This window comes from Nioella ostreopsis (assembly GCF_004000255.1).
Lineage (GTDB): Bacteria > Pseudomonadota > Alphaproteobacteria > Rhodobacterales > Rhodobacteraceae > Nioella > Nioella ostreopsis.
Window position 1 is genome coordinate 20,220 of the sequence record NZ_RCIQ01000007.1, and the last position, 26,027, is coordinate 46,246.

The window sequence follows — 26,027 nt, forward strand, 5'->3', positions numbered from 1 at the left end:
AAAGGCGGCCATCGGGGCCGCCTTTTTCATGTCATGTCAGGGGTTTGTCAGCCGAGGCTCATGCTGGCCGCGCTTTCCGGCAGCTCCTCGTCAAAGCAGCGCTGGTAGAATTCCGCCACGGTCTGGCGTTCCAGTTCATCGCATTTGTTGAGGAAGCTCAGGCGGAACGCATAGCCGACCGAGCGGAAGATCTCGGCGTTCTGCGCCCAGTTGATCACGGTCCGCGGGCTCATCACCGTGCTGAGTTCGCCATTCATGAACGCGGTCCGCGTCAGGTCGGCGACGGTCACCATCTGGCTGATCGTCTTGCGGCCGTTTTCGGTGTTGTAATGCGGGCTTTTCGACAGGACGATCTGGGTTTCCGCGTCATGGCTCAGGTAGTTCAGTGTAGCCACAAGGCTCCACCGGTCCATCTGCGCCTGGTTGATCTGCTGCGTACCGTGGTAGAGGCCCGTCGTGTCGCCCAGACCCACGGTGTTCGCGGTAGCGAATAGGCGGAAATAGGGATTCGGCGTGATGATCTCGTTCTGGTCCAGCAGCGTCAGCTTGCCGTCATGTTCCAGCACCCGCTGAATGACGAACATCACATCGGCGCGGCCCGCATCATATTCGTCGAAAACGATGGCGACGGGATTGCGCAGCGCCCAGGGCAGGATGCCCTCGTGAAACTCCGTCACCTGCTTGCCATCGCGCAGCTTGATCGCGTCCTTGCCAATGAGGTCGATCCGGCTGATATGGCTGTCGAGGTTGACGCGCACGGCAGGCCAGTTCAGGCGGGCGGCGACCTGTTCGATATGGGTCGATTTCCCGGTGCCGTGATAGCCCTGGATCATGACGCGGCGGTTATGGCTGAAGCCTGCGAGAATCGCCAGCGTCGTGTCGGGGTCGAATTTATAGGTGGGGTCGATCTCGGGCACGCGGTCGGCGCGTTCCTCGAATCCCTTGACCTTCATGTCACTGTCGATGCCGAACACATCGCGGACAGAGATTTCTTCGGTGGGTTTGACAATCTTGTCCATCGCTCTTGTGCCTTCTCGCTGTATCTTCGGCTCCGCCGCTTGGTGTTGCACGATATTTCGAGGGGCTGCAAGGCCCCAGACCCTGTGCCGCGGCGGCGCGATTTTTTCATTGCTGCTCCGAGGAAACACACTATTTGAAGGGAAATGAGCGCGCAGACCGATCTGGAAGACCTGCTGGCCCGCATTGTCCTCAGGGACAGGGCGGCGTTCCGCGCGCTTTTTTCCGCGACCTCCGCGAAACTCTTTGGCATCTGCCTGCGTGTCTTGAACGACCGGGCCGAGGCCGAGGATGCCTTGCAAGAGGTGTTCATCAAGATCTGGAACCGCGCAGACCGCTACAAGGTCACGGGTCACAGCCCGATGACCTGGCTGATCACCATTGCGCGCAACCATGCCATCGACCGGCTGCGCGCCCGGAAAGGCGGCGGGGATACGGCAGAGCCCGATCTTGTACTCGCCGATCCTGCCCCTGGACCGGAGGCGCAGGCCATTGCGGCCGGAGAGGCGCGGCGTATCGCCGATTGTCTCGGAGAACTGGACAAATCCCGCGCGGCGGCCGTGCGGGGCGCCTATCTTGAGGGCGAAACCTATGCCGATCTGGCGGCGCGCTTTGACGTGCCGCTGAACACCATGCGAACCTGGCTGCGCCGCAGCCTGCTAACCCTGAAGGATTGTCTCAGCCGATGAGCGACCGGCCAACCATATCCCCTGACGACAGCGGCAAGGCGGCGGAATACGTCCTTGGCCTGCTGCCGGATGCGGAAGCGCGCGAGATGCGGGCGCGGCTGGAGTCAGAGCCCGCGTTGCGTGCCGAAATCCTTGCGTGGGAACGGCGTTTCGCAACCATGGCCGAGCAGGAGGTCGCGCCGGTGACGCCGCCCGCATCGGTCGAGGCGCGTCTGGTGGCCCATCTCTTCCGCGATGACGCCCGCTCGCGCTGGCAATGGTCAGGGCTTTGGCGCGGGGCCGCGGCCCTGGCCATGGCGGGATTGGTCGCGGTGGCGGTGCTGGTCTATAACGGCGGCCCGGGCAGCCGTGGCGAACCGGAATTCACTGCGATCATCGCCGCCGAGGATGGCACCTTGCAACTGGCCGCGGCGCTCGATCTCGACAGCGGGCAGCTGCGCGTCAGCCGCCAATCGGGTTCCGTGGCCGAAGGCCGCGCGCAGGAGCTTTGGCTGATTGCGGGCGACGCGGCCCCAGTGTCGCTTGGCCTGCTGTCGGCAGAGGCCGAAACGCAAGTCGACGTGCCGGAACCCCTGCGCGCGCTCTTCGCCGGGGGCATTCTGGCCGTGTCGGATGAGCCGCCGGGTGGATCGCCGACCGGCGCGCCCACGGGGGATGTGCTGGCCATTGGCGTCGTGACCGAGATCTGACCCGCGTCTTGCGAAGCGGACCCAGTCGGAGCGGAAAAAAAATCACGCAGGCCTGAAACTTTCTCCCCTCTCCTCCCGTTTCTTGGTGTGAGCGTCCGCAACGGGGCGTGCATCAACAGGAGAGACATCATGCTATCGAAAACCTTTACCGCAGGCATTCTGGCACTCGGGCTGACCGCAACCGCAGCTGTGACCTATGCCCAAAGCAACCCCATGGTCGGCGGTGCGCCCATGTTTGCCAACATGAACATCGTTGAAAACGCCGTGAATTCGGCCGATCACACAACCTTGGTGGCCGCCGTGCAGGCCGCAGGTCTGGTCGACACGCTGTCCAGTGAAGGACCGTTCACCGTATTTGCGCCCACCAATGCCGCCTTCGCAGCCCTGCCCGAGGGCACTGTCGAGACGCTGCTTCAACCCGAAAACCTCGACCAGTTGCAACGCATCCTGACCTGCCACGTCGTTGCGACCAACGCGCTGTGGGGCGATGTCCGCGGCATGATCAGTGACGACGGTGGGGCGCATGTGATCCGAACCGTGGGTGGCTGCGAATTCACCGCCTATTTCACCGATGGCGTGATCCAGATCGAGGACGGCCAGGGCCGTCGCGCGTCGATCACGATTGCGGATGTCCGTCAGTCGAACGGCGTGATTCACGTGATCGACTCCGTCCTGCTGCCCTGACGTGTTGACGTAGATATGGTTTGGCGCCTTCTGGCGCCGAGCTGACCCCGTTCTCGGGACGGGGGGTGTGGCCCCTGCGATTTCCTGGTCTTTGGAGCTTGCTCCCGCAGGGGCCGCACGCAATCGGTTCAGCGGGTCACGGTCAAGGAAAAGACCCGTTCACAAGCACCGATTATTTTCAATTTTTCAGCACCTTGAGGAATTTTTTGTGATTTTTTCTTCGTGCTCGTGAAACTTCCCGCACCTCTGCCCCGTGGCTTCTGGCAAGCGTCCCGGAACGGACGTGTCCAACATCAGAGGAGACGACCACATGACATCCAAGACCCTGACTGCCGCCCTTCTGGCCCTCGGCCTGACCTCGGGCGCGGCACTCGCCGAATCTCATGCGTCCACCGGCAACCCGATGGTCGGCGGCGCGGCGATGTTCCCGACGATGAATATCGTGGAGAACGCGGTGAATTCCGCCGATCACACCACCCTTGTGGCCGCCGTGCAGCATGCGGGCCTTGTCGATACGCTGGCAGGCGACGGCCCCTTCACCGTCTTCGCCCCGACCAATGACGCCTTCGCAGCCCTGCCCGCTGGATCGGTCGAAGCGCTGCTGGAGCCTCAGAACATGGGCCGCCTGCGCGAGATCCTGACCTGCCACGTGGTCGCGACCAATGCCCTGTCTGATGCCATCATGGGCATGATCGCCGACGACAGCGGCGCGCATGAGGTGCAGACCGTGGGCGGCTGCGTTCTGACCGCACGGATGCAGGACGGAATGATCACGCTGACCGACCAGCAAAACCGCACTGCAACGGTGACCGTGGCCGATGTGGTGCAGTCGAACGGTGTGATCCACGTGATCGACACGGTGCTGTTGCCCGGCGCCTGACAGGTCACGTCCCGTCCCGGCCAGCCCCCACCCCCGGCCGGGACGGACCCCTACCGACGGATGCAACGCGCTTCCTGTCCGATCTGTCCCCGGCAGGAAAACCGGTCCCGCTTCTGACCGCGTCGTGAAAAGCCCTCGTCCCTTGGGGCATCGCATCCCCGGACGGGGCGACCCATCCGAGCGGGGTCGCCCGCAAGCGCCCGGTCGTTGGCTCAGCCAGGGACCGGGCGTGTTGCTATGGCGCGCCCCGCCGCGACAGCCGACGACCAGGCCCACTGGAAGTTGTAGCCGCCAAGCCAGCCGGTCACATCCACCACTTCGCCAATCAGGAACAGCCCCGGTTGCAGCCGCGATTCCATGGTTTTCGAGGAGATCCCGTCGGTCTCAACCCCGCCAAGCGTCACCTCCGCCGTGCGGTAGCCTTCGGAGGAGGTGGGCGTCAGGTGCCAGTTTTCCAGCCGGTCCACCAGCCCCCGCAATGCCTTGTCCGATTGATCGGCCAGATTGCCCGCCAGTCCCCAGCTTTCCGCCAGAAACTGACACAAGGCGCGTGGCAGGTGATCGGCGAGAACCGTGGTCAGCGCCTTAGCCCCGTCGGTCTGACGACGCGCCCGCAAGGCATCATAGAGATCGGTGCCGGGACAGAGCCTCAGCGACAGGCTGTCGCCTTCCCGCCAATAGGACGAGATCTGCAGGATCGCGGGGCCGGAAAGGCCCCGGTGGGTGAACAGCATCGCCTCCTCAAAGCTGCCGCCATTGCACCCCGCCACCACCGGCACGGCGCTGCCCGCCAGGGGACGAAAGGCGGCCTTCTGCTCCTCGTTGAAGGTCAACGGCACAAGGCCGGGCCGCGTTTCGGTCAGTCCATGGCCGAACTGTTCCGCGATACGATAGCCAATACCGGTCGCACCCATCTTGGGGATCGACTTGCCGCCCGTCGCCACCACCAGATTGCGGGCGGTGACGGTGACCGCGCGCCCCTCCCGCGTGAGGGCGACCGTGAAGCGGCTGCCATCATGAGTGATCTCGCCGATCTCGGTACGCAGCCACAGCTCGGCGGGGCGCATTTCCGCCAGGAGCATCGCGATGATTTCCTTTGCCGAGCCATCGCAAAATAGCTGCCCGAGCGTCTTTTCATGCCACGCGATTCCGTGCTTGTTCACCAGATCGAGGAAATCCCATTGCGTGTACCGGCTGAGCGCGGATTTCGCGAAATGGGGGTTCTGCGAGAGGAAATTCTCTGCCCCCGCATACAAATTGGTGAAGTTGCAGCGCCCGCCGCCCGAAATGCGGATTTTCTCCCCGGGCGCCTTGGCATGATCCACCACCAGCGTATCCGGCCCGGCATGGGCGGCACACATGAGCCCCGCAGCCCCGGCGCCAAGGATCAAGGTGGTGACATGCTGCGCGGTCATGGCGCCCTTCTGCGGGTCTCTTGCCGCGAAGGCAAGCGTCATCACGGCTTGGGGGTGGCGGCGAGCGGGCTTTGCCGTCATGATCCCCCAAATATTCAAACCCCGGAGATGCCCGTTGACCATCCGCACCCTGACCCTGCTGGCCCTGCTGATGCCCCTGCCCGCCCTCGCCCAGGAAGAGATGCAGCCCCTGCGCGTGGAGGTCGGAGACGGCGCGCCCATGTCCTATATCGGCACCCGCTGCGCCGCCTTCTATGCCTCGTCCGCGGCCTATCTGGGCGACCAGATCGGCGAGGACATGCAGGATCAGGTCAACGATATCGTGGCGCTGCTGATGATGACGGCGGTGGACGCGATGGAACAGGAAGGGCTGGAACCCGACGCCGCGCGCGATGCGGTTGCCGAAGAGGTGGTGCAGATCTCGGACGCCTACCGTCGGCGGTTCGAAGCCCATGCCGAAGCAGGCCGGAACGCCTTTGCCGACGATCCGGTCTATCTGGCGGACAACGAGGATTGCACGGCGGTCATGACCGGCGAAGGCTAGGCCACGCGACGCGACGCGACAAAGGGCTGACAAACGGGCGGTCTGTCCGGTATCCTTTGGATATTTTCAGCACCAAGTCCCTCAGCACCAAGTCCCAAGGATAGTCCGCATGCGTTTCCTCGCCCTGATCCCCGCACTTCTGGCCACCCCTCTTTCTGCGCAGACCCTGACGCTTGCCGAGGCCGACACCCTGCCTCGTCTCATCGACAGCCTTTGCGTCGATATCCACCCTCTCAATGGCTGCGAACAGGTGATCCTGCTGACCGGGCGCGACGACGAGAGCAGCGCTGATCTGGTGATCCTCACCGACCGGAGATTGGCCGACGACCCAAGCGCGCCGCTGCTGGTTCTGCGCAATGCCACCTATAACGGGTCCATGTGGGGCATGTCGCCCTCGCTGGAGGAGGGCGACGGGCGCACCGTTCTGCTCCGTTCCGAACAATCCGGCATCGGACGGCATCCATGGTTCCAGACCCTACGGATCGGCTGGCAGGAGGACGCGTTCCGCGTGCTTGGCTTCGGCTATTCCAGCTACGACCGGTTCACATCCAGCAGCTATAGCTGCTCACTGGACTATGACAGCGGCGCATGGATGGCAGAGGCGACCTGGGTCGATCCGGAAAGCGAAGAAGAGCAGTCGGTATCGCAAAGCGGCACCCTGGACAGCCCCGCCCCGTTGCTCAGCGATCAAGGGGCCTTCGCTGCTCTGCCCGATCCCTGTCAGGACGTGCAGACCTTGTTTTTCGACAACCTGCCGTGACCCGCAAGAATCTGCCCTTCCCCCGGCTTAGTGCAGCGCAGGGCATCCCAGATCGGCCCCGCCATTCAGAACCTCGACGAAATGCCGGTTGATCGGGGTCTCGATCAGGGCGACATAGCGCTCCATGAACTCTTGCATCAGGGAAGAGCCATCTTCCGGCGGCGTGTCGCTACGCAGCTCCGCCATCAGGGCCTCACGTTCAAGCGAGGCCGACCAGAGGCTATTGATCCAGTCCCGCGCGTCTGCCGTTGAATAGGGCGCGAAAGCGTCGATCAACGGCCCCTCACCATCGCTGAGCTGATGCACGAAACAATCGAAAAACCGCCCATAGCTCAGCTCAGCCGCCACCACGAGCTGAAGCGCAAAATCCACCGCAGCCGCATCGACCCGCGTGTAGGTGCGCAGCACCGGTGACAGGTCGCGCGAAACCGGGTCACGCCGATCGCTTTCCATCACCAGCACATCGCCATCGCGCAGGAACGTCACGGGAAGTTCGAAATGATTGAGTTGCGAAAGCACGAAGAGATCGTAGGATCGCTCATGCTCCAGCTGAAATCCGGAATAGGCCATCACGCCATCACCGAACAGCACGGGCGCATAGACCTCGGCACGCGCTTCCGACCGAAGCTCGCCGCGGGTGATCCATCCCTGATATCCATCTTCCATGTCCCATGGCAGGCTGGAAAAATCAGGAAGGTTCGGCTTGATCCAGTATTGCACCACACCGATCTGCCCCTCTTCGGAGCCCGGCCCGATCTCCAGCACCTCGGTTCCGGGCACGGTGATCCCGGTCATGTACAAAAGCGCGTCATCCGAGAGCCAGGTGCCGTAGAGCGCTTCGGGACCGGTCACGGGGACCGCCCGTTCCGCAGCCGCCAGATTGACTTGAAAAGCCATCAGCTGCTCGTCATCGCAGATGTCATGCGTGGGCTCAGCGATCCCCGGCACCGGCTCGGCCCGGAAGGCCTGCATGACGGACAGACAGTCGAAATCCTGTGCCAGCGCCACACCGGGCAGAATAAGGCTTCCGATCACGGCTAATGCGCCTGCTGAGAGCTTCATGGCAATCCATCCCTTCCAAGACCGAATACTGAAATCCACCCCAATCCTACCCCAGGACGGCACAGACAAAAATCACCTCTTTTCGCCGTCCCGGTGCAGGTGCATAACAGGGGCATGAAAAAGCCCTCGGATAACCCCGCAGATCCTTTCAAGAAGGCCCTGGCCGAAACCACCCGCGTGATGGCGGATGACCCTGAGCTTGGGGTCACCTATTCCGTCGATCCGCCGGGAATGACCGGCGACAGCGTGCGCCTGCCGCAGATCAGCCGCCGCATGACCCGCGAAGAGGTTCTGCTGGCGCGCGGCACGGCGGATGCCTTCGCGCTCAGGCACAAGTTCCACAACGCGTCCACTGCCGCCCGCTATGCCCCGCAAGGTCAGATGGCGCGCGACCTGATGGACGCGATGGAAACCGCTCGCTGCGAGGCCATGGGCGCGCGCTTCATGCCCGGCACGGCGGGCAATATCGACGCCAAGATCGGCAACGAGGCCCGCCGCAAGGGCTATGGCGAGATTCGCGAGGCAGCCGACGCGCCGCTGGCCGTGGCCGCGGGCTACCTGATCCGCCATCTCGCCACCGGCCGCGATCTGCCGCCGGAGGCCGCGAATGTCATGGACCTGTGGCGCGGCTACATCGAGGATCGCTGCGCCGACACGCTGGACAATCTCGACAAGGTGCTGTCCGACCAGACTGCCTTTGCCAAGCTTTCCCGCCAGCTGATCGAAGATCTGGGCTATGGCGACCAGTTGGGCGACGACCCCGATGAGATGGACGAGGATAACGAGGACGAAGCGGAAGCCGACGACGACGAGAACCCCGATTCCACCGGCGAGGCCGATGACGATCAGGACGAGCAGGCCGATGCCTCGCCCGAGCAGTCCCAGGAGGAACAGCAGGACGCCAGCCAGGCCTCGGTCGAGATGGACGATCAGGGCGACATGGAAGAGGCCGAGGAAACCGAGCTGCCAGAGGGCGAGGCCCCGCTGGAACCACCGCCCCCTGCCCCCCATTCCGAGGCCGACCCGGATTACACCGTCTACACGACCGAGCATGACGAAGAAATCATGGCCGAGGAACTGGCCGAGCCTCAGGAGCTGGAACGCCTGCGCGCCTATCTCGACCAGCAGTTGGAGCCGCTGAAAGGCGCGGTCAGCCGTCTGGCCAACAAGCTGCAACGCCGCCTTCAGGCACAGCAGAACCGGTCCTGGGAGTTCGACAAGGAAGAGGGCGTGCTGGATGCAGGCCGCTTGGCGCGCGTGGTGGCGAACCCCACGACGCCGCTCTCCTTCAAGGTCGAAAAGGACATGGATTTCCGCGACACGGTGGTGACGCTGCTTCTGGACAATTCCGGGTCGATGCGCGGGCGGCCAATTTCCATTGCCGCGATCTGTGCCGATGTGTTGGCCCGCACGCTGGAACGCTGTTCCGTGAAGGTCGAGATTCTGGGTTTCACCACCCGCGCCTGGAAGGGCGGCAAATCGCGCGAGGAATGGCTGGCCGAGGGCCGCAAGCAGCAGCCCGGACGCCTCAATGACCTGCGCCACATCATCTACAAACAGGCCGACGCACCGATGCGCCGGACGCGGGACAATCTGGGCCTGATGATGAAAGAGGGCCTGCTGAAGGAAAACATCGACGGCGAGGCGCTGGAATGGGCGCATCGGCGGATGCTGGCCCGGCGCGAGCAGCGCAAGATCCTGATGGTGATCTCGGACGGGGCACCAGTGGATGATTCCACCTTGTCGGTGAACCCCTCGAACTATCTGGAAAAGCACCTGCGCGACGTGATTGCCATGGTCGAAAAGCGCAAGGCCGTGGAACTGCTGGCCATCGGGATCGGCCATGACGTGACGCGGTATTACGACCGGGCGGTGACGATTACTGATGCCGAACAGCTGGCGGGCGCGATGACCGAACAGCTGGCCTCGCTCTTCGACAGCGACCCCCGCGCGCGGGCACGGTTCCTGGGGCTGAAGAAGGCGGGGTAGGCTCGCCGCCTCGCACCGTTGCGCGGATTGCGAGGACGGGAGCGAGGGGCCAGCCCCTCGCGCTCCCCGAGGTATTTTGGCCAAGATGAAAGACAATTTTAGTCAAATAATGTGGGGTTTCCGGGTCACCGCAGCGATGGACAAATCCCGCGCCCCGGTGCAGGCTCCGCGCCATGACAGATACCAGCCCCACCCGTTTCCAAAGCTTCACCGCCGCCACCTGCCCCGAACAGGGGCCGCCCCGTCTGGCTGCATTGCGCGCTGAACTGGCCACGCAGGGCCTGTCCGGTTTCCTGGTGCCGCGCGCTGATGCCCATCAGGGGGAATATGTGGCCGCGCGGGACGAACGGCTGGCCTGGCTGACCGGATTCACCGGATCGGCCGGGTTCTGCGCGGTGCTGCCCGACAGGGCGGGCGTGTTCATCGACGGGCGCTACCGGGTGCAGGTCAAGGACCAGGTGGCGCTTTCCGATTTCACCCCGGTGAACTGGCCCGAAACCGCGCTGGAGGATTGGCTGAAGGATCATCTGCCCAAGGGTGGCACCATCGGCTTCGATCCCTGGCTGCACACCAGCCAGGAGATTGACCGGCTGGAGGCAGCACTCACGCCCGCGCAGATCTCGCTGCGCCCCGTTGCGAACCCGGTTGACGCGATCTGGCCCGACCAGCCGGATCGGCCCGACGCGCCTGCCACCGGATTTCCGGTGGAAATCGCGGGGAAGAGATCAGGCGAAAAGCGCGCCGAGATTGCCGATGCCCTCGCCAGAGCGGGACAGGCCGCCGCCGTTCTGACCCTGCCCGATTCCATCTGCTGGCTGCTCAACATCCGGGGCGGCGACCTGCCGCATCTGCCCGCGGTTCAGGCCTTCGCCATCATCGACAGTCGCGGTCATGTGACCCTGTTCAGCGACCCGGCCAAGTTCGAGGCGCTCGGCCCCGATCCGAACATCACGCTGACCCACTGGGATGAGTTCGAGGCGGCCCTCGCCACGCTCTCCGGCCCCGTTCGCGTCGATCCCGCCACCGCGCCGCATCGTGTGCGGATGGTGCTGGACGCGGCAGGGGTGGAGATCGCCACCGGTCAGGACCCCTGCATCCTGCCAAAAGCCTGCAAGACGCCCGCCGAAATCAGAGCCACCACCACCGCCCATATCCGCGACGGGGTGGCTTTTGCCCGCTTCCTGCACTGGTTCGATACCGAGGCCCCGACGGGCGGGCTGACCGAGATCGACTGCGCCCGCAAGCTGGAAGCGTTCCGGGCGGACACCGGGGTGCTGAAGGATATCTCCTTCGACACGATTTCCGCCGCCGGTCCCCATGCCGCCCTGCCCCATTACCGGGTGTCCGAGGCCTCGGATGCGACGATCACACCTGGGCAGATCTATCTGGTCGACAGCGGCGCGCAGTACGAGGACGGGACCACCGACATCACCCGCACCATCGCTGTGGGCACGCCAGGTGAAGACGAGCGTAGCGCCTTCACCCAGGTGTTGCGCGGAATGATCGCGGTCAGCCGCGCGCGCTTTCCCAAGGGGATCGCCGGGCGCGACCTCGACTCGCTGGCGCGCATGCCGCTCTGGCAGGCCGGTCGCGATTTCGATCATGGGACGGGCCATGGCGTCGGCGTCTACCTGTCGGTCCATGAAGGCCCGCAGCGGATTTCCCGCGTCTCCACCCTGCCGCTGCTGCCCGGCATGATCCTGTCCAATGAACCGGGCTATTACCGTGAAGGGGCGTTCGGCATCCGCATCGAGAACCTGATCGTGGTGCGCGAGGCCCCGGCCCTGCCCGGCGGCGACCCGCGCGCCATGCTTGAATTCGACACCATCACCTGGGCCCCCATCGACCGGCGTCTGATTGACGCAGATGCGATGAACAGGGACGAAATCGCGTGGATTGACGCCTATCATGCGCAAACCGCCGAAAAACTGCGATCGCACCTGCCGCCCGACGCGGCAGACTGGCTGGATCGGGCCACGGCACCGCTGTGACATCATCCTGTTACAGGCAAGCGGCAGATCATGCCGGGACAAACGCGTTTACGGACGAGGGAGAGGGATAGAAATGACAAGCCATATCAAGATTCGCAAAGCGGCAGGCACCTGGGTTGTGCGGGCCGGTGGGGCCGTTCTGGGGGAATCCAAGAACGCATTGGAACTGACCGAGGGCGACTACCCCCCTGTCATCTACTTCCCGCGCGAAGATATCGGCATGGCATTCCTCGACGCCTCGGAACAGACCAGCCATTGCCCGTTCAAGGGCGATGCGGCCTACTTCTCGATCGTGACCAAGTCGAACGTGATCAAGAACGCGGCCTGGAGCTATGAGACCCCGACCGAAGAGGCCGCCGAGATCGCGGGCTACTTGGCGTTCTTTCCCAACCTCGTGGCGGTCGAAAAGCTCTGATCAGGGACGATCTTTAGGGACGATCTGACAGCAATCGCTCGAAATCCCGGCGCATCAGGGCGCCTTGCATGGCCCGATATGCCTGATTGAACAGCAGCCGGTTGATCTCTGCGTCAATCGGCGTGTCCAGCCGCATGACCAGCACCGGCACCCCGGTTTCAATCACCATCGTCTCGGCATCGCCGCCGATCAGATCGGCAAAGCTGTCGCCCGCGTCGTTAATTGCAAGCCCCGACCAGTTCACCCCCAGTTGGGCGGCCTGGTCGGCGGCGGGCAGGATATGGGTCGGACGCAACGCGACAATGGTGACATGGCCGTCATCGCCAAAAAGATCCGCCATCAACAGGGTCCCGGGATACTCCGCGGGCAACGCATCGACGAAGAGATTGGCAAGGATCAGACGTTCATCGGGATGTGTGGCCGCGTCCAGCGCATCGAGTAGCGCGGCAATTTCGGCGTCATCGACCAGGCGCGGCAGATCGGTGGTCAGCACCGTGTCCAGCACCGCCCATGCATTCGAAAAGGCCAGAATGTCGCCCGCCAATGCCAGCCGAGCGGACCGCCGCACCGCCCCGCCATAAAGATCGTCAGGCGGCAGGTTCGGCTGCATCACCGCATTGTCCTGCTCGCCCCGCCAGAACACCGAATGCCCGTGCCTTTCCTCGCGCGTGAACCCGGCCCCCGGCAGGAGATCGGCTGCCACCGCACCCGCGCCGAAGCCGAGCGACATCAGGTTAAGCCAGATCGGCGGGCGGGCATATTGCAGGTTGGTGTCCACATCGGCGAAACCAAACCCATTGGCGGCGCGAAAACGGGCATCCTGCGCCGATGCCGAGCGCGCGAAAATCTGTGTTCCGCCACGCAGAAGTGCGGCCAGCGCGCGTTCTTCGGGGTCGAAGGGCGCGGCTCCGCTTGCCTCCAGCAGTGCCTGTGCGGCGCGAACATCCCCGAAATCAATCTGATAGCCGCCTGCCGGGGCGTCCTCCACATCGGGCATAGTGGCCAGCATCAATCGGAAGGCAGCGCTTGCGGGCGGTTCATCCGCCAGACTTGGGGCCGCGAGGAATACGGACAGGCACAGGCAGCAAACAGCTTTGACACGAGGCAATACGGGCATTGGGACATCCTGGAAATAATACGACCAATAGCCCACCCTAGCATGGATCGCGCCTGCCACGAAGCCGGATCAGCTATGCTCTTCCTCTGCCGTCGCGGCCAGTGCCCGGTTATAGGCCTTCAGCGCATCGACCTGGAAAAGCGCGCCTTCCAGCGCCGGGGGGGCGTCGCCGGGGGCCAGCGTCACCACCGGGATGATGTCCAGCCCGGTGCGTTCAAAGATCGGCATCGCCCGTTCCAGCGTGGCATTCATTTCCAGATAGATGCCCTGGTCCACAAGCGTCAGCAGCGCCTCGCTGTCGTCGGGCCGGTCATGATCCAGCGGGCGCATCACCTTGGCGACCCGGAACATGCCAAGCAGATAAGCCTGCGGTCCGGCGGCCAGATGGATATTGCGCCGCTCCAGCTGCGTCAGGAAGAAGGACCGGTCGACCATGCGGCTGGCGACGGCAGTAGACAGCGACACCGAGACCATCACCGCAAGCCCGGTCTGCCAGTCGCCCGTCAGCTCGAAAACGATAAGCGTGGTGGAAATCGGCGCACCGAGAACCGCCGCCGCCACCGCCCCCATGCCCGCAAGCGCATAGAGCGTCTCGGACCCGGAGACATCGGGGAAGATGCCCGTGGCGATCATCCCGAAGGCCAGCCCGGTCAACGCCCCGATCATCAGCGAGGGCGAGAACACCCCGCCCCCCATGCGCCCGCCGATGGTGATGCCAACGGCAACCACCTTGAGGATGGCGAAGACGATGGCTTCATGCAGCAGCAATTCGCCGGTCAGCGCGGCCGAGGTCGTCTCATACCCCACCCCGATGATATGCGGGAAGGCGATGGCCAACGCCCCCAACAGCGCCCCGGCAACCGCCGGGCGCAACCAACGCGGCATCCTGGTGGCCCGCTGCACGACGCTGCCCAGATCATCGGCCCAGAACACCCCGCGCATGAAAACCGCGGCGATGACCCCCGCCAGCAGCCCAAGCAGCAGAAAGGCGGGCAATTCCACATAGAATTCCAGCGCACTGTCGGTGCCCAGGTGAAACTCGGTCATGTCGCCGAATTCCAGCCGGTTGATCACCGTGCCCGCGACCGAGGCGATGACGATGGGGGCGAAGGCATGCACCGCGAAATGGCGCAGCACGACCTCCAGAGCGAAGAGCGCGCCCGCAATCGGCGCGTTGAAGCTGGCCGACACCGCCGCCGCCACCGCGCAGCCCAACAGGTCGCGCCCCGTGAGTCCGTCTGCCTTGATCCAGTCCGAGACCCGAGACGACACCACACCCGCCAGATGCACCACCGGCCCTTCACGCCCGGTGGAGCCGCCCGAGGACAGGGTGATCAGCGAGGCAATGGCCGAGGCGATCCCGGCCTTTTGCTCCACCCGGCCATCGGCCAGCGCCGCGCCCTCGATCACATCGGCCACTGCCCTCACCCGTCCATCCGGTGTGAACCAGTGCAGGATCAAGCCCACGATCAACCCGCCGATGATCGGCACCACGAGGATCAGGAACCACGGCAGACCTTCGGCAAAAGAATGCAGCATGCGCGGGTCTTCGACGCCATAGATGGTGCTTTGCAGCCAGTCGATGCCCTTGCGAAAGAAGAGCGCCGCAAACCCCGCGGCAATGCCCACGGCCAGCGCAATAAACCAGAACTGGATCTGGCTTGGCCCCTTGTGGCGCAGCACATCCCAACCGCCTTTGGCAGCGGATGCCAGCTGGCTCAGCTGATCGCGGAAGAAGGGCTGTCGTTCGCCTGCCACGGGCGCGATCCTCGCAATTCCCGGCCCGCCCGCTGCGCACCGGCTCCCCCCATCCCTAACCGCTTTTCTCTGCAATGAAAATCGCGATGTCAGTCGCGCCAGACGCCTTCACCCGGCCTGTCAAGGCGCGCGATGCGCGGCCACACCGGTCAGAGTTTCAGCAATTCCCGCGCCGCCTCATGCGCGGCGTCGGTCACCGTGTCGCCCGACAGCATCCGGGCCACCTCACCCACGCGATCCGCGTTCGACAGGGGCACCACCCGGCTCAGCGTCACCTCGCCCTCGACGCGCTTCTCCACCCGCCAGTGATGCGCCCCAAGCGCCGCCACCTGTGGGGAATGGGTGACGACCAGCACCTGGCTGCCCTCCGCCAACGCTTTCAGCCGCCGTCCAACCGCATCGGCGGTCGCCCCACCGACACCCCGGTCGATCTCGTCGAAGATCATCGTCAGCCCCTCGGCCCGTTCGCTTAGGCAGACCTTCATCGCCAGCAGAAACCGCGACAACTCCCCGCCCGAGGCCACCTTGTTCAACGGCCCGATCGGTGCGCCGGGATTGGTGCGAGCGGCGAAGACCACCGCGTCCTGCCCGGTCGGGCCGGGGTCAGTGGCCGAGATTTCGGTCACGAAGACCGCGCGTTCCATCTTCAGCGGTGCGAGTTCCTGCATGATCCGCGCATCCAGACGCGCCGCCGCCTCCACGCGCGCTTTGGTCAATGCGTCGGCTGCCGTATCAAACGCTGCCCGCGCCCGGTCCCGCGCCGTTTTCAGCGCCCCAAGATGCGCAACCGATCCATCCAGCGCTTCCAGGCGTCCGCGCAATTCCTCCGCGAATCCGCCCAGATCATCGGGGGCAACGCCATGCTTTCGCGCCAGCGCCCTAAGCGCGAACAGCCGCTCTTCGGTTTCTTCCAGCTCCGCCGGGTTGAAGCTCAGCCGATCCGCGAAGGCCTCCACCCCCGCCTGCGCCTCGCCCAATTCCACAAGCGCCCGTTCGAGCGCTGCCAGCGGCTGCTCCAACCCGCCCTCGGCCTTGTCCGACAGCCCGTCCAGCCAGCGCAGCGCATCCGACAGAGCGCCCTCGCCGCCCTGGCTTCCGAGCGCCTCCAGCGCCCGCGCCACGTCGGACCGCATCTTCTCGGCCCCCTGCATCAGGCGGCGGCGCGCGTCGAGCACCTCTTCCTCGCCCGGTTGCGGGTCGAGCCCGTCCAGTTCCGCCACCGCATGACGCAGGAAATCCTCCTCTGCCTTCAGCTCCGCAGCTTCCGCCTCGGCAGCGGCCAGCGCCCGTCCGGCGGCTGAAACGGCCCGCCAAAGGGCTGCCACCTCGTCGCGCTGCGACCCAAGCCCGCCGAAATCGTCCAGCATGTCGCGATGCACGCGCGGGTCCAGAAGGCCCCGGTCATCGCCCTGCCCGTGCAGCTCCACCAGCGTGTCCGACAGCGCCCGCAACACCTCGCCCGACACCCGCCGGTCATTGACCCAGGCCGTCTTTCGCCCCTGTGCGGTGTTCACGCGGCGCAGGATCAGTTCATCGCCACCGGGCAGGCCGGCCTCTTCCAGCACCGCGTGCGCACCGTGGCCGGGAGGCAAATCAAAAACCGCCTCGACCTCACCCTGTTCAGCGCCTGCTCGCACCAGATCGGCACGGCCCCGCCACCCCAGAACGAAGCCGAGAGAATCGAGCAGGATCGACTTGCCCGCCCCGGTTTCGCCGGTCAACACATTCAGACCCGGCTGGAAGCTCAGCTCCAGCCGGTCAATGATCAGCATGTCACGAATGTCGAGATTGCGCAGCATCTCTGCCCTCACGGCCCTTGAGCGTCAGAGCCATTCCCCGCGCACCGTCTGCTGCCAGATCTCGCGCAACCAGCTTTCACCCGCAGCCTCAGGTGCCAGTTCCTGATCGTTGAGCAGGCGGAAGGCATCGTCATAGAAGGGCGAGGCCTGGAAGTTGTGGCCCAGGATTGCGCCGGCGGTCTGTGCCTCATTGGGCAGGCCAAGCGCCAGATAGGCCTCGACCAGACGCAACAGCGCCTCGGGCGTATGGCTGGTGGTCTGGAACTGCTCCACCACCACGCGGAAGCGGTTGATGGCGGCGGTATAGTTCTCGCGGCGCAGGTAGTAGCGCCCGATTTCCATTTCCTTGCTCGCCAGATGATCGAAGGCGAGATCGAATTTCAGGATCGCGGAGGCGGCGTATTCGCTGTCGGGATAGCGTTCGATCACCACCCGCAGGGCCTGCAATGCCTGGTAGGTCAGACCCTGGTCGCGACCCACCTGGTCGATCTGGTCATAATAGGACAGCGCCAGCAGATACTGGGCATAGGCGGCATCTTCATCGGCGGGGTAGAAGTCGAGAAAGCGCTGCGCGGTGGCGCGGCTGTTCTCGTAATCGCGGTCCTGATGATAGGCATAGGTGGCCATGATCAGCGCGCGCCGGGCCCATTCCGAATAGGGGTGCAGGCGTTCGACCTCAAGGAACAGGGCGGCGGCATCATCGGGATTTCCCGCTTCCATCTCGGCCTCGGCCTGCTGGAAGATCGGCTGCGCCTCCATCTCCTCGATCGGGGTGTCATTGTTCCGGTTGCGCCAGCTGGCACATGCCGAAAGCGACAGGACCAAGGCCAATGCCACGCTCGCTTTCAACCCAGTTCTCAGCAATCCTCGCCCCCGTGCCATTGCCCGAAACCTCATGCGTCTACTTGCGGCAAGCTTGCTTGCCTGCCCTCTCTGCCATTGGTCCTAGCACATTAATTCTGAGGGCAAAACGCCTGAATCGTCCCTCGCGCGTTTCACGCAACGGCGGACAGGTCCTCGGGGTGCAGATCGACGCCGGGAAGCTGCGCCGCCTGATCGGGCGTGCATTCCACCATGCGCCACGCGCCGGGGGTCGCGAACAGCTTTCGCAACAGCTGGTTGGTCAGCATGTGACCGGCGCGCACGCCCTCGTATTCGCCAAGCACCGGCGCCCCGGCAAGGCCCAGATCGCCAAGCGCATCCAGCATCTTGTGGCGCACGGGTTCATCGGCATGGCGCAGACCGCCGGGGCTGGTCACATAATCCCCGTCCACGACAACCGCGTTTTCACCGGGCACACCGCCAAGCGCGAGCCCGTTGGCCTGCATGAATTCCACATCCGCCTGACGGCAGAAGGTGCGGCTATCGCACAATTCACGCACGAAATGGCCGTTGCACAGGTCCATTTCGCGGGTCTGGCGGCCGATGGCCGCATCGGGAAACTCGATATCGAAGCGCATCTTCATGCTGGCCGAGGGGCGCAGCGTGGCGCGCGCGTCGCCCTGTTCGACGCTGACCTCCGTCAGGATCTCGATCGCGGTGATCGCGCTGCCCTGCCCCTGCACGCCGCGTGCCAGAATGCCCCGCACGAATTGCGCGGCCGACCCGTCGAGGATCGGCACTTCCGGCCCGTCAATTTCCACCAACGCATTGTGAACGCCGCAGCCGACGAGCGCGGCCATAACATGTTCCACGGTCGAAACCTCGACCCCCGCCTCGTTGCGCAGGATGGTGCACAGCTGGCTTTGCGGCACCGCGTCGTAGCGGGCCGGGATCATGTTGTCACGGTCAGTAATGTCGCTGCGCCGGAACCAGATGCCGAAAGAGGCCGCCGCCGGATGAATCGTCAATCGCGCAGGGCGACCGGAATGAAGCCCGATGCCCTTGAATTGAACTGCTGTTCTGATGGTGGCCTGCAAGGCGCGCTCCACTGTCTGTCCCAGGATCATGAGGTCCAACGCAGCCCGTGTCTCACGGCCATGATGCAATCCCCATGGCAAACAGAGTGCCCCCTCCATTTGCATGACCAAGGGCTTAACCGCCCCCTTCATGATTAACAATTCAAGGATTGTGACTCGCTGCAACAAAGCGGAAATATGTCGGCAGATTTTCGCCACTGGCCTGTGGACAACCACGTATCTCCCTGATCCTGAACGAAAAAGGACCGCCCCGAAGGGCGGCCCTCTCGGTCACAATGTGTAACGCGATCAGTTCGCCTGACGCCGCAGGAAGGCAGGGATCTCGATCCGGTCTTGCTCGGGATCGACCTGGTCTTCCTCGTGATGGGCGCGCGACTGCATGCTTGGCTGACGGCGCTGTGTGGGCACCGGGGCCTCTTCGCCATGGCCGGTCATGCGGTTGAGCAGCGAATTGATGCCAAAGCGCGATCTGTTGCCGTGATCCTCCGCCTCGGGGGCCGGGGTGGCGGCACGGGGCGCATTGCCACGGTCCTTTGCAATCGCATCGCGAAGACGGGCCAGCGTTTCAGGGGTCGGATGCCCCTTGTTGGCGCGCGGAGCGACGTAGTCTTCTTCCACCGGTTCCGAAGCGACCCGAGCCGTCGGGCGCGGGGCCGGAGCGGATTCGGCCACCTGAGGCGTGTAGGCCGGGGCCGGAATGCCGTCATCCTCTTCGAACAGGTCTTCCGCCTGTTCATGGGCGGTTTCCGCATCGAAGCGGGTAAAGAGGCTGGGTTCCGGCGTGGCAGCGGGCTGCTCTTCCTCGATCTCTTCTTCCAGCATCATCGGAGCGGCCGCAGCGGCAGCACCACCCCGGCCTGACATGGCAACCGAGTCCGTGTGCAGGCGGCGCATCGGCGCCGGGATGTCCTGATGGATTTCGGCGGCATCGATGCCGGTGGCCACGACGGACACGCGCATCTTGCCTTCCATTTCCACATCCAGCGTGGAACCCACGATGATATTGGCCTCCGGGTCCACTTCCTCGCGGATGCGGTTGGCGGCTTCGTCCAGTTCAAAGAGCGTCAGGTCATAGCCGCCGGTGATGTTGATCAGCACGCCACGGGCACCCTTGAGGCTGATTTCATCGAGCAGCGGGTTGGCAATGGCGCGCTCGGCGGCCTGAACCGCGCGATCTTCGCCCTCGCTTTCGCCGGTGCCCATCATCGCCTTGCCCATCTCGTTCATCACGGCGCGCACGTCGGCGAAGTCGAGGTTGATCAGGCCGGGACGGACCATCAGGTCGGTCACGCCCTTGACGCCCTGATAGAGCACATCATCGGCCAGCGCGAAGGCTTCGGTGAAGGTGGTCTTTTCATTGGCCAGCCGGAACAGGTTCTGGTTGGGAATGATGATCAGCGTATCGACGACCTTTTGCAGCGCCTCGATGCCCTCATCCGCCTGCCGCATGCGCTTGGCGCCTTCGAACTGGAACGGCTTGGTCACCACGCCGACGGTCAGCACACCCAGTTCACGGGCGGCCTGCGCGATGATCGGGGCCGCACCGGTGCCGGTGCCGCCGCCCATCCCGGCGGTGATGAAGCACATATGCGCGCCGACCAGGTGGTCAACGATGGTCTCGATGCTTTCCTCGGCGGCAGAGGCGCCCACGGCAGGGCGCGCGCCTGCGCCCAGACCTTCCGTCACTTTCGCGCCCATCTGGATGCGAGAGGAGGATTTGGAATGCTGCAATGCCTGTGCATCGGTGTTGGCGACCACGAATTCGCAGCCGTCAAGCTCTTGGTCGATCATGTTGTTGACGGCATTGCCGCCTGCCCCGCCAACGCCAAACACGGTGATGCGCGGCTTCAGGTCCGGTTGATCCGGCATGGTCAAATTCAGGGTCATTTGAAAGTCCGCCTGTGGTTCTTGTTTGATGGCCCCGATCTTGTGCCGGATAGCCGATTTCTGCCTTGTTTGGAATGAATCCTAACGCGTTCGCTACGGGGCGTCACGCAAAAACTGGCCCAATGACGCGAAATATGGGGCAGAATCCGGGCATGGCGGCGGGATTTTGCTCGTTCCCCCTGCATCTAGCGTCAGAATACCGGCCCCACACCAAAGATGCAGGGTCGGGTCCGGCTGATTTGTCCGCGGATCACCAGTTGTCGCGGAACCATTTCACCGCGCGGCGCAGGGACCGGGCGGGGTATCTGTCGGCGGGCACTTCGAAATCCCACCATTCATCCTGCGGATAGGCCGCGAAAAGCGCTAGCCCCACACAGGCCGAGAAGGCCGGGCCACAGGCCGATTGCGGCAGGCCCTGCACGCGCAGCGGGCGGCCAAGGCGCACCTGGTTGCCGAGGATGCGGCTGGCCAGTTGGTCGAGGCCCGGAATCTGGCTGCCACCGCCGGTCAGAACGATCCGTTGCGAGGGCAGATGGTCGAAGCCCGCATCCTCCAGAATGGCGCGCACCTCTTCGAGGATCTCCTCGACCCGGGGCCGCATCACGCCGATCAGTTCCGCCCGGCTGATGGACCGGCGGTCATGTTCCCAATCGCCGGTATCGGCCTCCAGTTCTATCCGCTCCCGGTCATCCATGCCGGTTGCCACCAGCCCGCCGAACCGGGTCTTGATCCGTTCCGCATCGGCGGCAGGGATCTGCAACCCCTGGCTGATATCGCTGGTGACGTGATCGCCGCCCATGCGCACGGTGTCCGCATAGATCATGTGTTTCTTGATGAAGATCGACACACCCGTGGTGCCGCCCCCCAGATCGACGCAAGCCGCGCCAAGCTCCTGCTCGTCCTCGACAAGGCTGGAGACGCCCGCCACATAAGGCGACGAGGCCACCCCGGCCAGTTCCAGATCACAGCGCTTCACGCAATGCAGCAGCGTCTCGATGGCATGGGCCTCGATGGTCAGCATATGCATATCCGCCGACAGCCGGTTGCCCACATGCCCGCGCGGATCCTTCAGACCCGACCGGTGGTCGAGCGCGAAGTTGACCGGCTGCGCGTGCAGCACCTCGCGCCCCTCGCCGATATCGGGCACCTCGCAGGCGGCCAGCGCGCGGGCCACATCGCATTCGGTCACGGTGCCGGTCTGCAAGCTCGTCTCGCCGACCAGCCCGTAGGACCGGGGCCGCGCACCCGAGAAGCTGACGATGACATGGTCGACGCGCATATTGGCCATCTTCTGCGCCGCCTGCACGGCGGTGCGAATGGCGCGTTCGGTTTCCTGAACCGTGTCGATCTCTCCGAATTTCACGCCCCTCGACCGGGTCGTCGCCGCGCCGATCACGCGGAAATTCGACTGCCCCGCCATGGCCCCCACCTCTTCCGAGGGGTGCAGGTCGTCCGAGCTGTCGAAGCGCAGCACAAGGCAAGATGTCTTGTAGCTGCCGATATCGAGAATGGCGATCACGCCCCGGCGCATCGCCTCCTGACGCTTGGCGCGCATGGCCCGCTGTGACTGATACAGCATACTCATCCGTTCCGCTCTCCCGTGATATCCGTCGCCCGCATGCGGCGCAGTTCCGCCATTGCCTGCGGGGTCAGTTGCAACACTGTCCGCGTGCCATCGCGCATGTCGACGCGAGCCACATCCCTGTCCAAAAGCTCCTGCGCGTCATGCAGGGCCAATACCTCTTCCAGCGCACGCACCGGCTGATCGGCGGGCAGCTGAATGCGCGGACCGCCGTCCAGCACCACGTCCCACCGGCGCTCGCCCATCCGCACGAGGCCCCGCAACCGGTCCCCCAAGGGACGCGCCACGGCAAAGAGCGCCATCGCTTCGGCCGCCGCCTCGTTCGCGCCATCACCAGAGATCACCGGCAGGTCCACCAGTTGCGGCCGCGCCAGCAGCGGCGCCACCCGTTCGCCGCCCGCATCCACGACCCAAAGCCCCTCGCGCGCCTGCCAGACCAGTGCCGGGCGGCGTTCGGTCACGATGATGGCCAGTTCCCCGCCCGACCGGATGCGAAGCTCTGCCGTTTCGACGGCGCGGATCTCCTCGACCCGCTCGCGCAGACGTGGCAGGTCCAGATCGAAGGAGGATGTGGGAAAGTCCAATGCCAGCGTGGCGCGGATTTCCTCGGCCAGAACCGGGGTCGCGCCCTCGATCGCCATCAGGTTGACGCGAAATTCGGGCCGGTCCTCGACCGACCGGCGGATCTCCGCGACACTGTCCTGCAGTTGTTGGATATTCGTGGGGTCAGAGGCATAAAGCCCAACCGCTCCCGCAATCAGGAAAGACGGGATACCGACCCGCAGCACCGACCGGAACAGCGGCGTCAGCCACAACCGCTGCGCCCGGTAGGACCAGCGCGAGGGCGCGGGATCGCGCGGCACATCCCCCCGGCGGCGGATTATCTGTCGCATGACGCATCCTCCACCATCCAGGCGCACATCTGGCCAAAGCTGATGCCGCAATGTTCGCCCTGCTCTGGCGACAGCGAGGTGGGCGTCATGCCCGGCTGCGTGTTGACCTCCAGCATGATCAGCCCGTCCAGCCCACGCGTGTCGTCCCACCGGAAATCGGCGCGGCTCACGCCCCGACAGCCAAGCGCGTTGTGCGCGGTCAGCGCCTGCTCCATGCAGGCGTCGAACACCTCCTGCGGCACATCGGCGGGCATCTCGTGGCGCGATCCGCCGACGGAATACTTGGCGTGATAATCATACCAGCCATCGGTGAAGATCTCGGTCACCGTCAGCGCCCGGTCGCCCATCACCGTGACGGTCAGTTCGCGGCCCGGCGCATAGGTTTCGACCATCAGCATCTCGGGCATATCTTCGGACAGCGCGGGCGGGCCGTTCGCCGCCTCTTGCACGATATAGACCCCGACCGAGGACCCCTCATTATTGGGTTTCACCACATAAGGTGGGTCCATCAGATGGGCGGCCATGATCTCGGATTTCGGGGCGATGATGCTATCCATCACCGGAATGCCCGCCGCGCGGAACACGTCCTTGGACCGCTGTTTGTCCATGGCAAGGGCTGAGGCCAGAACACCCGAATGGGTATAGGGCAGCCGCATCCATTCCAGGATGCCCTGCACGCAGCCATCCTCGCCCCACCGACCGTGGAGCGCGTTGAACACGATATCTGGTTTGATCTCGGCAAGCCGCTTGGCCAGATCAAGGCCCGCATCGACCTCGATCACCGTGAATCCTTCATCCCTCAGCGCGGTTACGCATTCCTTGCCGGATGACAGACTGACCTCGCGCTCGGCTGAGAGCCCGCCCATCAAAACCGCAACTGTGGGGAGTGTTCTGCCCGAACTATCCGCCACCTGTGCCTCATTCATGCCGCGGGCTTATCTGCCCGTCTGGCTTATCGTTATTGTCGCCGGTTGCCCGGCAAGCGCCGGTTACTCCGGCTTGTCACCGCCCGCCGGTTCGCCGACGCGCATGATTTCCCATACTAGCTCTATTCCGCTGTTTTGGAAAACCCTTTTTCGAACCTCTTCGCCAAGGGACTCGAGGTCATCCGCCGTCGCCCCGCCGGTATTGAGCAGAAAGTTGCTGTGCTTCTCTGACATCTGCGCGCCGCCCCGACTGGCGCCCCGCATGCCGGCATCGTCGATCACCTTCCAGGCCTTGAGGTCATGGACATCATCCGCGCGCCCCGTGCTGGAAAATCCCGCCGGATTGCGGAAGGTGCTGCCGGCGCTGCGCTCTTTCGTGGGCTGCGTCGCGTCGCGTTTGGCGAGTTGATCGGCCATGCGAGCCTCCAACGCCTCCGGGTCACCGGGGTCTGCGCGGAACGTCACCGAGGTGATGACCGCGCCCTCGGGCAGATCGGTCTGACGGTACTGGAACTGAATGTCATCCGGGGTCAGCGATACGCGGGCACCATCGCGCAGCACCGCTTCGGCGCTTTGGAAATGATCGGCCACATAGCTGCCATAGCACCCCGCATTCATCCGCAGCGCGCCGCCGATGCTGCCCGGGATGGTGCGCAGAAAAGTCAGGTCAAGCCCTGCCGCCGCCGCCTTGCGCGCCACATGCGCGTCAAGCGCCGCCGCACCAGCCGTCACCGTCCCCTGCCCCGTCTCGATCCCGTTGAAGCCGCGCCCCAGCCGGATCACCACCGCGCGCAAGCCCCCGTCTCGCACGATCAGGTTCGAGCCGACCCCCATGGGAAAGACCGGAACCACCGGGTCCAATGCGGCGAGGAAATCGCTCAGATCCTCCACATCCTCGGGCTGGAACAGCCAGTCCGCAGGCCCGCCGACGCGCAGCCATGTCAGATCGGAAAGCGGGCGGTCGGGCGTCAGGCGGCCCCGGGGCGTCGGCATCTGTGTCATGTCCGCTTGGCTACTGCCGCCTTGGCACAGGCGCAAGCCCCGGCGTTATCCCTTCGCCTCTGCACGACGGCGAAACCAGCCGATCGCCCCGCCGATCAGGACACCGAGGATCGCAGGCGCCGCCATCAGGATCGCGACAATCGCATAGCCCATCCCGTCGAACCCCGTGCTCTGACGGCCCTGAACAATCGCCCAGGCCATGATCGCCGCCCCAAGCAGCGCCAGCACCGGCACCAGCCAGCCCTTGCGGTGCCGCATCGCAACGGTGCCGATGATCAAGGGGATCACAAAACAGAAGATCGGAAGGATATAAACCATGGCTCAGACTGCGGTGACCGCCCGAATTTGTCCAGCCCTAGCTGTCGTCCCGGGCGCGCCGCGCCGCCTTGGCACGCGCGCCCAAGCGGCCTCCAAGACCCGAGGCCAGAAGCGTCGGCAGCACGAACCCCACAGCAAGGTAGAACTCCGCCACACCGTCAAACCCCGTGCCCTCGCGCCAGCCAGCCCAGATCTGCAGCACGGGCCACATCAGCATGGCAAAGATCAGCACCAGTGCCAGCCAGACCCCACGCAGCAGCGCCCGGCTGAGATAGCGTCCGATGACCCAGGACAGGCCGAACCCAAGCACAAGGCACACCGCCAGCATGATCCAGATCGCCGGAGACATCAGTCCCGATCCCCCCGCAACATCGCGGCGCGCCGCAGCCCCAGCCAGCCGAACAGGACCGCCCCGACCAAGGCGGGCGCCAAGGCGCTGTATCCCAAAATCCGGTTTCCCTGCGCGTCATCGCCAAGGATCGCCGACATGTCCACTCCGATCGCGGGCAGGATCAGAAACGCGACGGTCGCCAGCCCCAGAAGCACGCAGACCACCAGCAGCGGCCCCCGCCCGAAGACGCGGCCGAGGATATAGCCTAGGATGCCGCCAACCGTGAAATAGACCGCCACGACCAGGAGAATGACCAACAACATGCTCCGCTATTCCTTCATTTGTTCCAGGCCGACCATC

General features: G+C 64.6%; 25 protein-coding genes. 9 read left to right on the forward strand and 16 right to left on the reverse strand.

The features are described 5' to 3' along the window. Nucleotides 1-47: 47 nt before the first annotated feature. On the reverse strand, nucleotides 48-1,019 hold the full coding sequence (cobS, locus tag EP237_RS09130) for a cobaltochelatase subunit CobS (RefSeq protein WP_127560363.1): 972 nt from the start codon (nucleotides 1,017-1,019) through the stop codon (nucleotides 48-50). A 144-nt stretch (nucleotides 1,020-1,163) separates the two neighbouring features. On the opposite strand from cobS, the gene EP237_RS09135 reads away from it, so the two are divergent. The 4 genes from EP237_RS09135 (at nucleotide 1,164) to EP237_RS09150 (ending at nucleotide 3,959) form a co-directional block, all read left to right on the forward strand. Next, nucleotides 1,164-1,706, forward strand: a complete 543-nt coding sequence (locus EP237_RS09135) for a sigma-70 family RNA polymerase sigma factor (protein WP_127560365.1) — start codon at nucleotides 1,164-1,166, stop codon at nucleotides 1,704-1,706. Further along, on the forward strand, nucleotides 1,703-2,395 hold the full coding sequence (locus tag EP237_RS09140; RefSeq protein ID WP_127560367.1) for an anti-sigma factor: 693 nt from the start codon (nucleotides 1,703-1,705) through the stop codon (nucleotides 2,393-2,395). The genes EP237_RS09135 and EP237_RS09140 overlap by 4 nt, the downstream gene beginning before the upstream one ends. Nucleotides 2,396-2,524: 129 nt before the next feature. Next, a complete protein-coding gene (locus tag EP237_RS09145; protein ID WP_127560369.1) occupies nucleotides 2,525-3,079 on the forward strand; it encodes a fasciclin domain-containing protein in 555 nt (184 codons plus the stop codon). A gap of 310 nt (nucleotides 3,080-3,389) precedes the next feature. Beyond that, nucleotides 3,390-3,959 (forward strand): fasciclin domain-containing protein, encoded by a 570-nt coding sequence (locus tag EP237_RS09150; protein ID WP_127560371.1) that lies wholly within the window; start codon nucleotides 3,390-3,392, stop codon nucleotides 3,957-3,959. 212 nt (nucleotides 3,960-4,171) lie between these two features. Here EP237_RS09150 and EP237_RS09155 read toward each other — a convergent pair whose 3' ends face one another. Next, nucleotides 4,172-5,374 (reverse strand): BaiN/RdsA family NAD(P)/FAD-dependent oxidoreductase, encoded by a 1,203-nt coding sequence (locus EP237_RS09155; RefSeq protein ID WP_127560661.1) that lies wholly within the window; start codon nucleotides 5,372-5,374, stop codon nucleotides 4,172-4,174. A 115-nt stretch (nucleotides 5,375-5,489) separates the two neighbouring features. On the opposite strand from EP237_RS09155, the gene EP237_RS09160 reads away from it, so the two are divergent. Then, the gene (locus EP237_RS09160) at nucleotides 5,490-5,918 is read left to right on the forward strand and encodes a hypothetical protein (RefSeq protein WP_127560373.1); all 429 of its coding nucleotides are present in this window, start codon (nucleotides 5,490-5,492) and stop codon (nucleotides 5,916-5,918) included. A 109-nt stretch (nucleotides 5,919-6,027) separates the two neighbouring features. Further along, nucleotides 6,028-6,678 (forward strand): hypothetical protein, encoded by a 651-nt coding sequence (locus tag EP237_RS09165; protein WP_127560375.1) that lies wholly within the window; start codon nucleotides 6,028-6,030, stop codon nucleotides 6,676-6,678. Nucleotides 6,679-6,705: 27 nt separating this feature from the next. On the opposite strand, the gene EP237_RS09170 is transcribed toward EP237_RS09165, so the two are convergent. Beyond that, nucleotides 6,706-7,740: a hypothetical protein gene (locus EP237_RS09170; RefSeq protein WP_127560377.1), complete on the reverse strand. Its 1,035-nt coding sequence runs from the start codon at nucleotides 7,738-7,740 to the stop codon at nucleotides 6,706-6,708. 114 nt (nucleotides 7,741-7,854) lie between these two features. Between EP237_RS09170 and cobT the strand changes: the two genes are divergently transcribed. From cobT to EP237_RS09185, 3 genes are all read left to right on the forward strand, one after another. After that, a complete protein-coding gene (cobT, locus tag EP237_RS09175) occupies nucleotides 7,855-9,729 on the forward strand; it encodes a cobaltochelatase subunit CobT (RefSeq protein WP_127560379.1) in 1,875 nt (624 codons plus the stop codon). A 173-nt stretch (nucleotides 9,730-9,902) separates the two neighbouring features. After that, nucleotides 9,903-11,720 carry an aminopeptidase P family protein gene (locus EP237_RS09180; protein ID WP_127560381.1) on the forward strand — a complete coding sequence of 606 codons (1,818 nt, stop codon included), beginning with the start codon at nucleotides 9,903-9,905 and terminating at the stop codon, nucleotides 11,718-11,720. Nucleotides 11,721-11,793: 73 nt separating this feature from the next. Beyond that, a complete protein-coding gene (locus EP237_RS09185) occupies nucleotides 11,794-12,135 on the forward strand; it encodes a DUF427 domain-containing protein (RefSeq protein ID WP_127560383.1) in 342 nt (113 codons plus the stop codon). Nucleotides 12,136-12,148: 13 nt separating this feature from the next. Here EP237_RS09185 and EP237_RS09190 read toward each other — a convergent pair whose 3' ends face one another. The 13 genes from EP237_RS09190 to EP237_RS09250 form a co-directional block, all read right to left on the reverse strand. Next, nucleotides 12,149-13,252, reverse strand: a complete 1,104-nt coding sequence (locus tag EP237_RS09190; protein WP_127560385.1) for a hypothetical protein — start codon at nucleotides 13,250-13,252, stop codon at nucleotides 12,149-12,151. A gap of 69 nt (nucleotides 13,253-13,321) precedes the next feature. Next, entirely contained in the window at nucleotides 13,322-14,974 is a 1,653-nt protein-coding gene (locus tag EP237_RS09195; protein WP_420812514.1) for a chloride channel protein, read from the reverse strand. Nucleotides 14,975-15,159: 185 nt separating this feature from the next. Next, nucleotides 15,160-16,809 (reverse strand): DNA repair protein RecN, encoded by a 1,650-nt coding sequence (gene recN, locus EP237_RS09200; RefSeq protein WP_127560389.1) that lies wholly within the window; start codon nucleotides 16,807-16,809, stop codon nucleotides 15,160-15,162. 24 nt (nucleotides 16,810-16,833) lie between these two features. After that, nucleotides 16,834-17,706, reverse strand: coding sequence for an outer membrane protein assembly factor BamD (locus EP237_RS09205; protein ID WP_240661592.1), 873 nt, complete (start codon nucleotides 17,704-17,706; stop codon nucleotides 16,834-16,836). 98 nt (nucleotides 17,707-17,804) lie between these two features. Then, complete coding sequence (gene lpxC / locus EP237_RS09210; RefSeq protein ID WP_127560665.1) at nucleotides 17,805-18,728, reverse strand: UDP-3-O-acyl-N-acetylglucosamine deacetylase; 924 nt, start codon at nucleotides 18,726-18,728, stop codon at nucleotides 17,805-17,807. Nucleotides 18,729-19,016: 288 nt separating this feature from the next. Then, nucleotides 19,017-20,615 carry a cell division protein FtsZ gene (gene ftsZ / locus EP237_RS09215; RefSeq protein WP_127560391.1) on the reverse strand — a complete coding sequence of 533 codons (1,599 nt, stop codon included), beginning with the start codon at nucleotides 20,613-20,615 and terminating at the stop codon, nucleotides 19,017-19,019. A 250-nt stretch (nucleotides 20,616-20,865) separates the two neighbouring features. Continuing rightward, nucleotides 20,866-22,200, reverse strand: a complete 1,335-nt coding sequence (ftsA, locus tag EP237_RS09220; protein WP_127560394.1) for a cell division protein FtsA — start codon at nucleotides 22,198-22,200, stop codon at nucleotides 20,866-20,868. After that, complete coding sequence (locus EP237_RS09225; RefSeq protein ID WP_127560396.1) at nucleotides 22,197-23,090, reverse strand: cell division protein FtsQ/DivIB; 894 nt, start codon at nucleotides 23,088-23,090, stop codon at nucleotides 22,197-22,199. The genes ftsA and EP237_RS09225 overlap by 4 nt, the downstream gene beginning before the upstream one ends. Continuing rightward, entirely contained in the window at nucleotides 23,078-23,956 is an 879-nt protein-coding gene (locus EP237_RS09230) for a D-alanine--D-alanine ligase (protein ID WP_240661593.1), read from the reverse strand. The genes EP237_RS09225 and EP237_RS09230 overlap by 13 nt, the downstream gene beginning before the upstream one ends. Nucleotides 23,957-24,079: 123 nt before the next feature. Then, on the reverse strand, nucleotides 24,080-25,018 hold the full coding sequence (gene murB / locus EP237_RS09235) for a UDP-N-acetylmuramate dehydrogenase (RefSeq protein WP_127560400.1): 939 nt from the start codon (nucleotides 25,016-25,018) through the stop codon (nucleotides 24,080-24,082). A gap of 45 nt (nucleotides 25,019-25,063) precedes the next feature. Then, entirely contained in the window at nucleotides 25,064-25,336 is a 273-nt protein-coding gene (locus EP237_RS09240) for a hypothetical protein (RefSeq protein ID WP_127560402.1), read from the reverse strand. Between the two features lie 37 nt (nucleotides 25,337-25,373). After that, a complete protein-coding gene (locus EP237_RS09245) occupies nucleotides 25,374-25,685 on the reverse strand; it encodes a hypothetical protein (protein ID WP_127560404.1) in 312 nt (103 codons plus the stop codon). After that, nucleotides 25,685-25,990 (reverse strand): hypothetical protein, encoded by a 306-nt coding sequence (locus EP237_RS09250; protein ID WP_127560406.1) that lies wholly within the window; start codon nucleotides 25,988-25,990, stop codon nucleotides 25,685-25,687. The genes EP237_RS09245 and EP237_RS09250 overlap by 1 nt, the downstream gene beginning before the upstream one ends. Nucleotides 25,991-26,027: the final 37 nt, after the last annotated feature.